General features: G+C 46.1%; 12 protein-coding genes, 1 tRNA gene and 1 other annotated feature. Of the genes, 5 read left to right on the top strand and 8 right to left on the bottom strand.

The window, feature by feature from the left end:
- Window positions 1-21 precede the first annotated feature (21 nt).
- Entirely contained in the window at window positions 22-1302 is a 1281-nt protein-coding gene (locus tag KNQ11_RS15210) for an ABC transporter substrate-binding protein (RefSeq protein ID WP_149426857.1), read from the bottom strand.
- Window positions 1303-1490: 188 nt separating this feature from the next.
- Between KNQ11_RS15210 and KNQ11_RS15205 the strand changes: the two genes are divergently transcribed.
- Window positions 1491-2951 (top strand): potassium/proton antiporter, encoded by a 1461-nt coding sequence (locus tag KNQ11_RS15205; RefSeq protein ID WP_058703667.1) that lies wholly within the window; start codon window positions 1491-1493, stop codon window positions 2949-2951.
- Between the two features lie 59 nt (window positions 2952-3010).
- Here KNQ11_RS15205 and KNQ11_RS15200 read toward each other — a convergent pair whose 3' ends face one another.
- The 5 genes from KNQ11_RS15200 to KNQ11_RS15180 form a co-directional block, all read right to left on the bottom strand.
- Window positions 3011-3646 (bottom strand): DedA family protein, encoded by a 636-nt coding sequence (locus tag KNQ11_RS15200; protein ID WP_149426856.1) that lies wholly within the window; start codon window positions 3644-3646, stop codon window positions 3011-3013.
- Between the two features lie 16 nt (window positions 3647-3662).
- Window positions 3663-3884, bottom strand: coding sequence for a hypothetical protein (locus tag KNQ11_RS15195; protein WP_058703665.1), 222 nt, complete (start codon window positions 3882-3884; stop codon window positions 3663-3665).
- A gap of 168 nt (window positions 3885-4052) precedes the next feature.
- Window positions 4053-5027, bottom strand: coding sequence for an aspartate--ammonia ligase (gene asnA / locus KNQ11_RS15190; protein ID WP_035398809.1), 975 nt, complete (start codon window positions 5025-5027; stop codon window positions 4053-4055).
- 66 nt (window positions 5028-5093) lie between these two features.
- Window positions 5094-5341: a binding site (T-box leader), on the bottom strand.
- A gap of 144 nt (window positions 5342-5485) precedes the next feature.
- The gene (locus KNQ11_RS15185) at window positions 5486-6373 is read right to left on the bottom strand and encodes a carbohydrate ABC transporter permease (RefSeq protein ID WP_058703664.1); all 888 of its coding nucleotides are present in this window, start codon (window positions 6371-6373) and stop codon (window positions 5486-5488) included.
- Window positions 6370-7257 carry a carbohydrate ABC transporter permease gene (locus KNQ11_RS15180; RefSeq protein WP_023467232.1) on the bottom strand — a complete coding sequence of 296 codons (888 nt, stop codon included), beginning with the start codon at window positions 7255-7257 and terminating at the stop codon, window positions 6370-6372. The genes KNQ11_RS15185 and KNQ11_RS15180 overlap by 4 nt, the downstream gene beginning before the upstream one ends.
- Window positions 7258-7423: 166 nt before the next feature.
- Between KNQ11_RS15180 and KNQ11_RS15175 the strand changes: the two genes are divergently transcribed.
- Window positions 7424-9103, top strand: a complete 1680-nt coding sequence (locus tag KNQ11_RS15175) for a formate--tetrahydrofolate ligase (protein ID WP_214772535.1) — start codon at window positions 7424-7426, stop codon at window positions 9101-9103.
- 16 nt (window positions 9104-9119) lie between these two features.
- Window positions 9120-10076 carry an alpha/beta fold hydrolase gene (locus KNQ11_RS15170; protein WP_082202576.1) on the top strand — a complete coding sequence of 319 codons (957 nt, stop codon included), beginning with the start codon at window positions 9120-9122 and terminating at the stop codon, window positions 10074-10076.
- A 73-nt stretch (window positions 10077-10149) separates the two neighbouring features.
- Here KNQ11_RS15170 and KNQ11_RS15165 read toward each other — a convergent pair whose 3' ends face one another.
- Window positions 10150-10569, bottom strand: a complete 420-nt coding sequence (locus KNQ11_RS15165) for a hypothetical protein (protein ID WP_023467229.1) — start codon at window positions 10567-10569, stop codon at window positions 10150-10152.
- The gene (locus KNQ11_RS15160) at window positions 10566-11111 is read right to left on the bottom strand and encodes an imm11 family protein (protein ID WP_244290094.1); all 546 of its coding nucleotides are present in this window, start codon (window positions 11109-11111) and stop codon (window positions 10566-10568) included. The genes KNQ11_RS15165 and KNQ11_RS15160 overlap by 4 nt, the downstream gene beginning before the upstream one ends.
- 169 nt (window positions 11112-11280) lie before the next feature.
- On the opposite strand from KNQ11_RS15160, the gene KNQ11_RS15155 reads away from it, so the two are divergent.
- Window positions 11281-11354 (top strand) — tRNA-Gly (locus KNQ11_RS15155).
- Window positions 11355-11507: 153 nt separating this feature from the next.
- On the top strand, window positions 11508-12317 hold the full coding sequence (locus KNQ11_RS15150; RefSeq protein ID WP_058265756.1) for an MBL fold metallo-hydrolase: 810 nt from the start codon (window positions 11508-11510) through the stop codon (window positions 12315-12317).
- Window positions 12318-12335 lie beyond the last annotated feature (18 nt).

Raw genomic sequence — 12335 nt, 5'->3', positions numbered from 1 at the left:
CATGTTTTTTTGAATCACTTCTTATTTTTTCATTTTATCCCATGTTTTCGTGAAGTCCTGCAGCATCTCGTCAGCTGTTTTTTGCTTACCAACATATGCTTGCATGATCGCTCCGAACTCGTTTACAGCACCATCCGGATACTTGAACCAGTTCCATGAGATCGTTTTTCCGTCTTTCGAGTACGCTTGAATATCATCTGCAAGCGGTCCTAGATCCTTCGCTTCGATTGATTTGAAGGCAGGGATGAATTTAAATTTATTGACCATGTAGTCTTTTCCTGTCTCAGACGTCGCCATCCACTCGAGGAATTTTTTCGCTTCTGCTTTGTTCTTCGAGTTCTTATTGACGACCCAGTTGTTTGGTACGCCAACAGGAAGACGGTCCATTTTTTCTTTATCATCATTGATCGGCATCGGGATGAAGCCCATGTTGATGTCCGGATTGACGTCCGTAATCAATTGTTGTGCCCAGTTCCCTTGTTGAAGCATCGCTGTCTTACCTTCAGCAAATTGGGAAACTTGTGTGTTGTAATCCGTCGTTAACGGATTTTTATTACCGTACTCAATCGTTAAATCAAATAGATTCATGAAATCCTTGAACTGTTTGTTATCTTCGAACTTTCCTTTTCCAGAATTCAAGTCTGCGATGAACTGATCTGGATCATCCTGCTGTGCGACCGGAATGTTCAACAGGTGATTACCGAGAATCCACCACTCCCCGTACCCAATCGAGAATGGCGTCACCCCGTCTGCCTTTAGCTTCTTTGAAGCTTCCGTCAATTCAGTTAATGTTTTCGGAAGTTCCGTGATACCAGCTTTTTTGAAGATATCTTTATTGTAGATAAAGCCATACCCCTCAAGGTTCATTGGCATACCATACAATTTACCATCAATCGTCATTGGCTCTTTTGATAGATCCGTTAGATCGCCGACCCACTTTTCATCTGACAAATCTTCTAACTTATCCTGCCATGTCTTTGCTTCCGTAAAGCCACCGTTGTTAAAGACATCTGGTTCATTACCTGAAGCGAACTGTGATTTCAGAGCCGCGCCATAGTCCGATCCACCACCGACTGTTTGCACGACGACTTTCGTTCCGGTTTCTTTTTCATACGCTTTTGCCATCTTTTCCATGTCTTTTGCGATTTCAGCCTTGAATTGGAATACGTTGAGCGTCTTACCGTCTTTTGAACCACTATCTTTCGAGTCATCGCTATTCAATGTACCGCCACCACATGCTGCCAAAGCGACGACCATCGCCGTCGTGACGACAGGTAATGCTGCCCATCTTCTTTTACGCATTCGGATTCCCTCCCTGATTTCGTTTCATTTCGTGCTACATCTTCACAATAAATGAAAACGCTTGCAATGAAGAGAGAGAAAGTTGTCCGGTGTGGTGGAAAATATTGAACAATCGTTATCCGAGTCTTTTCATCGGAATTGTTGTATCATGAAACTAGAGATTCTTTTATGAATAGGAGTTTGATGCCATGTCCTTGCAACTCACGATTTTATTGATTGGTATATTGCTGTTTGCTGCCGTCTGGACGACGAAGTTATCCAGTCGTCTGAATATTCCTGCTCTACTGATTTTTATCGCCCTTGGTATGATTGCTGGAAGCGACATTACGGGGTTCATTCGTTTTGACGATGCAGAACTGGCTCAGCTTCTTGGAACCGTCGCCCTCATCATCATCTTATTCGAGGGTGGTCTGCAAACGGTTTGGAAGGAAGTGCGTCATGAATTAGCCCCTTCCCTCTCGCTTGCGACGTTCGGGGTCTTCATCGCTACATCCATCGTTGCCGTTGCTTCCCATTATATTCTGGGCTTCAGTTGGGCGAATGCTTTTTTACTCGGGGCAATCGTTGGTTCGACGGATGCCGCTGCTATCTTTTCTGTCTTGAGTGGTCAGCCGATTCGACGGAAAGTCGGATCAACACTCGAAGTTGAGTCCGGTACGAATGACCCGATGGCCGTCTTTTTGACTGTCTTGTTCCTTGAGTTCGTGACAAACCCTGAAGAAGCATCGCTCTTATCGGGACTTGGATCACTCGTTTGGGAAATGGCGATGGGACTTCTGATTGGTTTGTTCATCGGATGGGCAGCTTCGACCTTGATCAATCGGATCGATTTGTCCTCTTCTAGCTTTTATCCGATCATGCTCATGTCGTTTGCTTTCCTGTCTTTCGGTTTAGCTGATACGTTCCATGCCAGTGGATTTTTAGCCGTTTATGTCACAGCGATCTACATCAGTAATCATGAACTCGTCTACCGACAGACACTCGTCCGTTTTACGATGAGTATGGCGCATCTTGCCCAAATCGGAATGTTCATCGTGCTCGGTCTACTCGTCTTTCCGAAACAATTGCTCGATGTCCAGGTCATCCTGTCTTCCATTGCGTTGGCGCTGATCTTAATTTTCATCGCTCGTCCTTTGTCAGTCTGGGTGAGTCTTCTTCCGTTTCGTTATTCGTGGCAAGAGAAGGTTTTCATTTCTTTTGCTGGTCTAAAAGGAGCGGTACCGATCATTCTCGCGACATATCCTCTCGTTGCGGATATCGAGAATGCATCGATGATCTTCAATATCGTGTTTTTCACAGTCTTATTATCAACGCTAATTCAAGGAAGTATGTTGACGTTCCTTTCCGAGCGGTTACGACTGAACGAAACACAGACTACTGCTATCCATACCGTCATTGAATTCATGTCAATCGGTAAACCGAATGCGGAAATCATTGAATTGACGTTACCGATGTCCCATCCATTCATTGGAACGACGATCTCAGAGATTGATTTGCCTCAGGAATTTTTGATCACGGCCATCATCCGTGATGATCAAATCATTACACCACGTGGAGACACTGCCCTAGAAGGCAATGATCAGCTACTACTCCTTACCCCAAAACATCGGATCAAGACACTGAAGCGATTCCTGTTTCCTCCCGCTTGATCTGTTCATGAAACAACGCAGTGGATCCTGAAGATCCACTGCGTTGTTTTTTTACATATTCATGAATCTTGTTGTTTCGTTTGTGTGTCTTGCTTCTGTTCTTTACGCTTCGCTTTAGCACGACGGTAGAGAACGTATCCACCAAGAATCACGACGATTCCACCTAAGATCCACCATAACTCCTGTTCTAATCCTTTTAGCATGGATTCAGCACGTTCTACTCCGAATCGTTCACCGACCCAGATGTAAAAGAAGGAAACCGGAAAAAGTCCAATACTTGAAGCGAGTAAATAGCGTTTGAACGAAAGACCAAACAAACCACACGGAATCGAGACGACCGAGCGCACGACGGGGAAAAAGCGGCCGAACAAAGCAGACCATGTTCCGTATTTCCCGACGATGCGCTCCCCTTGCTCAATTTCTTTTTCTTTAATCAGTAACCATTTGCCGTACCGGATAAGTATCGGACGACCTGCATAACGACCTAGAAGATAAAAGACCGTCGCGCCCATCAGACTTCCTAAAAAACCGACCAGAACAGCAGCTGTCCAGCTGACCGTTCCGTTCGACACATATAGACCGAGCAACGGTAAGCCCACTTCTGCCGGAATCAATTCTGTTCCAAGACCAACGATCATAATTCCTAAAAACAGCCAGAGATTGGATTCTCCGGCTGAAAACAACCATTCCAACATACGAGTAACCCTCCGTTCATCCTCTCGCTGGACGGAGGAGATAATAAATGATGACGACTAACGTCGTCCAGACGCCTGTGAAGATTCCGATAATCCCGACAATGAAGAAACCGAGTGCAACGATTGAGCCTGTCTGTTTATAATCCCGCCACATCGTCCGTAATCCTTTAATGTTGAACCAAAGGAATACGAGGAATAATACAGGGATGAGTAATCCTACGATCAATAAAGAAGACATGTCTTCACCTCTTTCTTATTTATTGTTATCCCCATTCTATCAGGAATCGACACGTCTTTCCTCCGCCTGAGGTCTTACGAACCTAAAAAAAAGAACACGCTTCTGAATCGAAGCATGCCCTTTGCTTTATAAAACATCCTGTTTTGACGCTTTCTTACTATATATATGTCAGAGCAAGTGGATGCCTTCCGCTTGGAGACTTTTACGCGTCTCTTCTGACCAGACAGAAGCTTGGACTTCACCGATGTGACGTTTTTTCAATAAGAACATCGCCATACGGGATTGACCGATTCCTCCACCCATCGTTAACGGTAGACGCTCTTCGAGCACACCTTGATGGAACGGGAACGCCAATTTATCCTCTTCTTGAGCAATCGCTGTCTGTTTTAAAAGTGCTTCACGATCAACGCGAATTCCCATTGAAGACAATTCGAATGCTCCGATTTCTGGGTGGTGTACTAAAATGTCACCGTTGAGTGTCCAGTCATCGTAGTCAGCCGCTCGACCATCGTGCTTCTCACCTGAAGCCAGTGCGCCACCGATTTGCATGAGGAAAACTGCGCCATATGCTTTCGTGACTTCTGTTTCACGTTCTTTCGTCGAAAGTGTCGGATACGCATCCTCTAGCTCTTGCGTCGTCATGAAATGAATCGTTTCCGGTAAGATCGCTGAAATGCCGTATTCCGCTTCCACTTCTTGCTCAACTTGACGAATCGTTGCATAGATCGCTTGTACCGTTTCTTGTAAATAAGCACTCGTCCGTTGTTCTTTCGTAATGATACGTTCCCAATCCCACTGATCGACGTGAATGGAGTGTGTCGCATCCAGCATCTCATCGCGACGAATCGCATGCATCAACGTGTATAAGCCTTCTCCTGCTTCAAATCCATACGTATGAAGCGCTTGACGCTTCCATTTTGCAAGAGATTGTACGATTTCAAGGTCTGCTGTGTGGTCCAAGGCATCGAAGCGAATGATGCGCTCTACGCCGTTTAGATGATCGTTGACACCGAGTGTGCTTTCTACGAACAATGGTGCTTCGACACGTGTCAATCCGAGTGTCGTCGAAAAGCGTTCTTCAAAGCGTTTCTTTACGAGTGTGATAGCTTCCTGTGTGTGTTTCATCGATACGAGTGTTGTCATGGTGGTGTTCCTCCTCAATTGTGTTTTGAAAAAGAAGCCATAAAAAAGAGCCCTTCTTTCCCAAGAATATGGGACGAAAGACTCGGTTCCGCGGTACCACCCATGTTAGCAACGATGTTGCTCACTCAAAAGACGAATCACTTCATCTTCGGCCATATGATAACGGACAGGCAACTCCGGCTACGCCTACTGACATTCGGGTTCGGGTAGCGACTCCGGGAGGTTCTTCGCATCTTGCTTCCGACTGGGCTCTCACCATCCCCAGCTCGCTATACGGTCGTACAAGGTGTTACTCTTCCCTTCAACGTCGTTGTTACAATTGAATTGAGAACATCGTACAACAGGTCGCAAGTGTTTGAAAAGACTTTTTTTCAAAAAAAATAAAAGTTGTCAGATTAATCTGACGTGTGAATCATGAAAAAAGCGTTCTCGCAGAAGCGAGAACGCGCTTACAAAAATTATTTGATCGACCCACTCGTAATTCCTTGAATGATCTGTTTTTGCAAGGCAAAGAAGAACAACAATAACGGAATGATCCCGAGGACGAGTCCGGCAAGTGCTAAGTCCCACTGCTTCGTATACTGACCGAAGAAATAGAACGTCGCGAGTGGAATCGTTCGTAAATCGACGTCTCGTAACATCAGCGATGGCAGTAGGAAATCATTCCAAATCCAAAGCGTGTTCAAGATGATAATCGTGACCGTGATCGGTTTGAGTAATGGGAACACGATACGCCAGAATACACCCCATTGTGAACAACCATCAATGATGGCCGCCTCCTCGATTTCTTCAGGAATCGACTTCATGAATCCATGGTATAAGAAGATTGATAATCCAGATCCAAAACCAAGATACATCAGAATCAATCCCCAATAACTGTTCTGCAATCCGAGATCACCAGACAGTTTCGATAAGGGAATCATGATCGATTGGAATGGAATGATCATCGCGGCAACGAATAAGAAAAAGATGATCGTCGACAAGCGTGTTTTCGTCCGGACGAGTTTCCAAGCCGCCATCGAACAAAAAATGATGATGACCGCGTTAGCGCCGACTGTAATGATGACGGAGTTTAAAAAGACTTTTCCGAAGTTCATGGCTTCCCATGCTTCCGAATAGTTGGACGTCATCCATTCTTTTGGTAGACCCGATGTATTCGTAAAGATATCTCCCTGCGTCTTGAATGAATTCGAGACGACGTAATAAAACGGAATCATATACAGAAGCCCCATCAATAAGGCTGCCAGTTCGACTGTTCCAAGACGGAATGAATAACGACCTCTCGTCTTTTTAGAGCGCTTCGGTTTCTCCTCTTGCGGAGTGGGTAACGGTTGTGCCGTACTCATGCTTCCACCTCCCGTTTTTTCGTCAGATAGACTTGAGTGACTGTAATCGCGGCGACAACAACGAAGAAGATGATCGCTTTCGCTGACCCGAGTCCAAGATTATTGTTCGTAAACGATTCTTTATAAATGTTTAAAGCAAGCATTTCGGTCGATTTGAATGGTCCACCATTCGTTAGGGATAAGTTCGTATCGAATAACTTGAAGGACCATGAAATCGTCAAGAACAAACAGATCGTGACCGACGGCATGATCAGTGGCAACGTAATGTTCCGTAACGTCGAGAGACGATTAGCACCATCGATTTTTGCTGCTTCAATCAGCTCTTGTGGCACATTTTGTAGAGCTGCGATATAGATGACCATGATGTAACCGCCACCTTGCCAAATCGAAACGATAACGATACCCCAGAATCCTGTCCGGGCATCTCCTAACCATGGAAGTTCAAATATACTCCACCCTGTCAATTCACCAATCGATGCGAAGCCTTTGACATAGATGAACTGCCAAACGAACCCGAGGATCAACCCACCGATCAAGTTCGGCATGAAGAAAATCGTTCGTAAGAAATTACGCGTGCGAATATTTTGTGTCAATAAGAACGCCAAGATGAAACCAACGACATTCGTTAAGATGACGGCAACGACCGTATATTTCGTCGTCAACCAAAATGACTGCTGGAACTGCTCGTCACTCGTAAAGAGACGGACATAGTTATCAAAGCCGATCCAATTTAATTCTCCGGTTACACCGTTCCAATCCGTGAACGAATACATGACGCCATTGAAAAACGGTACAAGCACGATCACTGCGAATACAAGAAAGACCGGTCCGACGAAGAGCCAAAAATCAAGACCGCGTTTCCACTTCTTTTGTCCAGATGTCATTGTTTCATCCCTCCTCCACTCTACAGTACGTCTTTCTCTAACACTTGAACACGTCACCATTTGACCCATTGGGTGGAAAATATTGAACGTTTTCTTTTGGCGCGTTCGCACTAGATACGCTACTATTAGAAAAAAGAGAGATCCAATCAAAGAGGGAGTCGATACCATGGAAAAGACCATTCGTTCAGACTTAGAAATCGCACAACAAACCGTCTTACGCCCGATTCGAGAAATTGCGAACCGAATTGGTTTGCAAGAAGAGGATTTTGATACGTACGGAAAGTATAAAGCGAAGTTGACAGACGGACTGTTGAACCGATTGGCAACGAAATCTGACGGTAAATTGATCCTTGTCACTGCCATCAATCCGACAGCCGCCGGTGAAGGAAAATCAACCGTCACTGTCGGACTCGGACAGGCGTTGCATCGGGCAAACCATAAAACGATGATTTGTTTACGGGAACCCTCACTCGGTCCGACGATGGGCTTAAAAGGTGGCGCGTGTGGTGGTGGCTATAGCCAAGTCCTACCGATGGAAGAGATCAATCTTCATTTCACAGGCGATATGCATGCGATCACATCTGCTCATAATACAATCAGTGCCTTGCTCGACAATCACCTGCATCAAGGTAACATCCTTGGCATCGATCCGCGTCGTATCGTCTGGAAACGCGTTCTTGATTTGAATGACCGTGCCTTGCGCCAAGTCACGATTGGTCTTGGTGGTCCTGCTCATGGCGTGCCGCGTCAAGATGGGTTCGATATCACGGTCGCTTCCGAGATCATGGCGGTCCTCTGTCTAGCAGACTCGATCACGGATCTCGAACGACGCTTGAGTCGCATCGTCGTCGCCTATACGTACGATCAACAGCCGGTTACGGTCAAAGATATTCAGGCGTCAGGAGCTGCGACGTTACTTCTAAAAGATGCGTTTCGTCCGAACCTCGTTCAAACCGTCGAAGGAACACCAGCACTGATTCACGGTGGACCGTTCGCGAACATCGCACATGGCTGTAACTCTTTGATTGCAACGCAAACTGCACTGAAGCTAAGCGATTACGTTGTCACAGAAGCAGGATTCGGAGCTGATTTAGGTGCCGAAAAGTTTTTCAACATCAAATCACGGATTGGCGGACTCCACCCGGATGCCGTCGTCATCGTCGCTACGGTTCGTGCCTTGAAAATGCATGGTGGTGTCGACAAAACGCAACTCAGCGAAGAAAATCTCGCTGCCTTAACAGATGGTCTTGCGTTACTTGAAAAACACGTCGAGACGATGAGTCTGTTCGGCGTCCCTGCCGTCGTTGCCTTGAATCGTTTCTTCACTGACACGGAAGCAGAACGTAACATGATCCTAGAATGGTGTCAGGATCGTAATATTCGTGTCGCGGAAAGTGAGGTCTTCAGTAAAGGGGGGGCTGGCGGCGAAGCACTCGTCACGGAAGTAATGCAAGCTCTTGAGGAACCGAGCCAGTTCCGCCCACTGTATCCTGACGTCTTACCGCTTCGTCAAAAGATCGAGCGTATCGCAAAGCGTGTCTACGGTGCAGCCGACGTTCATTTTGAAGCCAAAGCGCTTCGCGAACTCGAACGGTGTACGGAGATGGGATTGAATGAGTTACCGATTTGTATGGCAAAGACACCATTTTCTTTAACCGATGACCCTGCTCGTTATGGTCGTGTCGAAGACTTCACAATCACGGTCCGCGAAATCCGACCATCGGTTGGTGCAGGGTTCATCGTTGCATTGACTGGGAATGTATTAACGATGCCAGGATTACCCGCAGTTCCTGCCGCCTTCCATATGGGCGTTTCGGAAGACGGACAGGTATTCGGACTTTCTTGATGAGAGGATGAGTTACATGACGATTGATCATTCACATTGGATAGCCTCTGACGGCTATACTACGACATTGCATAGCCTCGAAGCCCATGATCCTAAAGGAGTCGTGATCGTCTTTCACGGGATGATGGAGCATGGCGCACGGTATGAGGAATTCGCAGAATTCCTCTATGCGCATCATTACCATACGATCATCGCAGACTTACGCTGTTTCGGAACCCGAGCAGCACAGCTTGGAACACTTGGACACCTCGAGCCGAATCAAGGGTTTAAACAATTGATGCAGGACGCAGAAGAACTCGTCTCTGACATCAAAGAGCGTTATCCGACGTTACCGGTGTTCATTTTTGGTCATAGTTTTGGTTCGTTGATCGCTCGCCGGATCGGTCAAACACTCGGTCATACGGTAGCCGGAATCATCGCGAGTGGCCCCCCGACGAGTACAGGTTTACTCGGTGATGTCAGTCAAAAACTCGTCGAACGTCAAATCCATCAGCTGTCAGCAACACACCCTGCTGAACGGTTTGGACAACTCGTGTTCGGACGGTATAACTTACGCTTCTTCCCAGCACTTTCTAAAAATGCTTGGCTCTCTTCGGATCCTCAATCCGTCATGCGCTATGATGCAGATCCATTGTCCGGTCAAACGGTCACGCTTGGGTTCTTCCACGAACTCTTGCATGCAACGAAGCTCGTCAACGCACTTGCTTCCGTCTATCAGCATCCACGTCACTTACCCCTCTTATTGCTTGCTGGTGGGGATGACGCGGTCGCGTTCGACGGAAAAGGTATCCATCATTTGTTTGATATGTATAATCGTGTCCGTGTCGATGCTGTACAGCTGACGATTTATCGAGGGTTACGTCATGAGCTCTTCCATGAGTTCGAACGCATCCGCGTTTTTGCCGATATCGCGAGCTGGTTGAATAAACAAGTCAATCCTGCAGCTAAACAGTCATCTTCCCGTTCTTCTTAAGCCACATCGATCGATATAAAAAAAGGCAGCGGATCCTTGTGATCCGTTGCCTTTTGCACTTCTATCGTATCCTTCATTGAATCCAAGTCAGTGAAGAAATCATCGCTTCGATTTCTTCGATTTCAAGCGTCTCGCGTTCTGCAGAGTACGTCAATAAGACTAACCGTTCCCCGTCCGAATACGCGTAGATGCGTAAAAAGATATCTTCTTCTTTCCCATCTACTGCAAGCAACGCTTCTTTTGTTGAATTACGACGGACTTCAAGTGCTCCTGTTAGTTCGATGCCGAACTCTTCCACCAACAGATTGATTTCTTGTTCCGCCGCCTCATACGGTGTCAATTCTTCTGAATCGGACTCATAAATGGATAATTGGAGCGTACCCATTGCATTTTCATCCGTCGAATAAAAACTGACATATGTCTCTTCTTCTTGATATTCGAATACCTTTGGATATTCTAGCGTGATCCAATGATCGACTGTGTACTGTTTCATTTGAATTCCTCCATTCGTTGTATCTCTTCAAAGCGGATACCCGTCACAGCCATACGCTCGAATTGTCGAGCGAGTTGAGCAGAGACGAACATGCGATGCGTGCGCTCATCTCGCATAAGATGATGCGGACAAATCGAATCGCTGATTCGTCGCTCTGTCAAAAAATAGACGCGTCGTCTCGGGACCGGACGGAATACATCCGTCGTATGTAGATGTTCGATCCGACTGACAGATAAGAGATTGAGAAGATAGTACGGAACCACTCCGTCCTTCGTCTCAAGATGTACCTTGAGACATTGTACAGAAAAAGGCGCGTATGCTGCAATGACGCGTTGCACACGTTCCGAGACGAGCGGCAGATCGAATGTGTTTGGAAGGACATCCGGTAGCAAATCCGCATCTTGATTGATGGAAAAAGCAAGTACACCTACGTTATGGAACCACTCTCCTATCAATAAGCGATGACGATCGAATTGATGGTGACAGATCGCCTTCCATCCTTTTCCCATCGACTGTTCGCTCCAAACTCGCACTTCATTCACCAGACACTCTCTCCTCTACCCAACTTTACCCATATTGCAAATCAAGATTACCATTGGAAACGATTAACTAGTATTATTGTACACCGAATCTTAAAAGAAATTGCTTTTTTTCATAAAAGTTATGGAAATGCACTCTTTGCTATGCTACTATATTTCATGTAGCCAATACGCGGGTGTAGTTTAATGGTAAAACCTCAGCCTTCCAAGCTGATGACGAGAGTTCGATTCTCTTCACCCGCTCCAATTATGACATAACATAGGTCTAGGACCATTTCCCTCTAGAGGGCAGGCGACTCGCGACGTGCGAGTCGTCTTTTTTATTGATTCTGCTGATGATTCCAACGAATTTATGGGTATACAACGATATAGATAGAGATTCGTAAAGGAGGATTCGATATGATTCAGATGAAAATGCCCGGCGTGACGATCTATCAAAGTACACTCATGAAAACGACTTCGACATTAATCGAGACGCCTGATTGTCTGATCGTCGTCGACCCTGGCTGGCTTCCCGATGAGATTGCAACGATTCGTCGAGACGTCGAAATCGTGCGTCGCGAACGACCATTATACGTCGTCTATACGCATGCCCATTTCGATCATATTTTAGGTGCCTATGCCTTTACGGATGCCATCGTCATTGCTTCGAAACCGTTCATCGATGTCGATCGACAAGAAGCGCTAAAAGCCGTCCAAGATTTTAATGATGAATTCTATATTGATTCTCCCGTCCTTTTCCCAGACGTGACACATGTCATCCATGAGTCTGAGACGATTTTAACGATCGGACAAACGAAGTTAATCTTCTTTTTGACGCCCGGTCATGAAGCGACTCATCTTTCCTTCATCGTCATGCCACTTCACTTGTTAGTCTGCGGCGATTACGCTTCAGACGTTGAAATCCCCTTGATCGAACACGATTCCTCTGAGTATTTGACGACGCTCGAGTTACTCGAGTCGTTCATTTATGAATATGAAGTCAAACTCTTGATTCCCGGACACGGTCACATTTGTGATGTCCGAACAGAGATGATCGAACGACTTCATCAGAGCTATGATTATATTCTTGCCCTCCGTGCCGGAAAAGAATCCGACTGGGCTCCGTCTTGGCAAACGACCCCTTTTATGAAACGTCTGCATGAAAAAAATAAGCGACAAGTCAAAAAAGAACAAGAAGAACGATTAGCCCGACGCCATTATGATTAACTTCGCTCAACCAAAAGA

This window comes from Exiguobacterium sp. s39, assembly GCF_018618925.1.
Lineage (GTDB): Bacteria > Bacillota > Bacilli > Exiguobacteriales > Exiguobacteriaceae > Exiguobacterium_A > Exiguobacterium_A abrahamii.
Note: the sequence above shows the minus strand (reverse complement) of the source record. Positions and strands in the feature narration are given on the sequence as shown.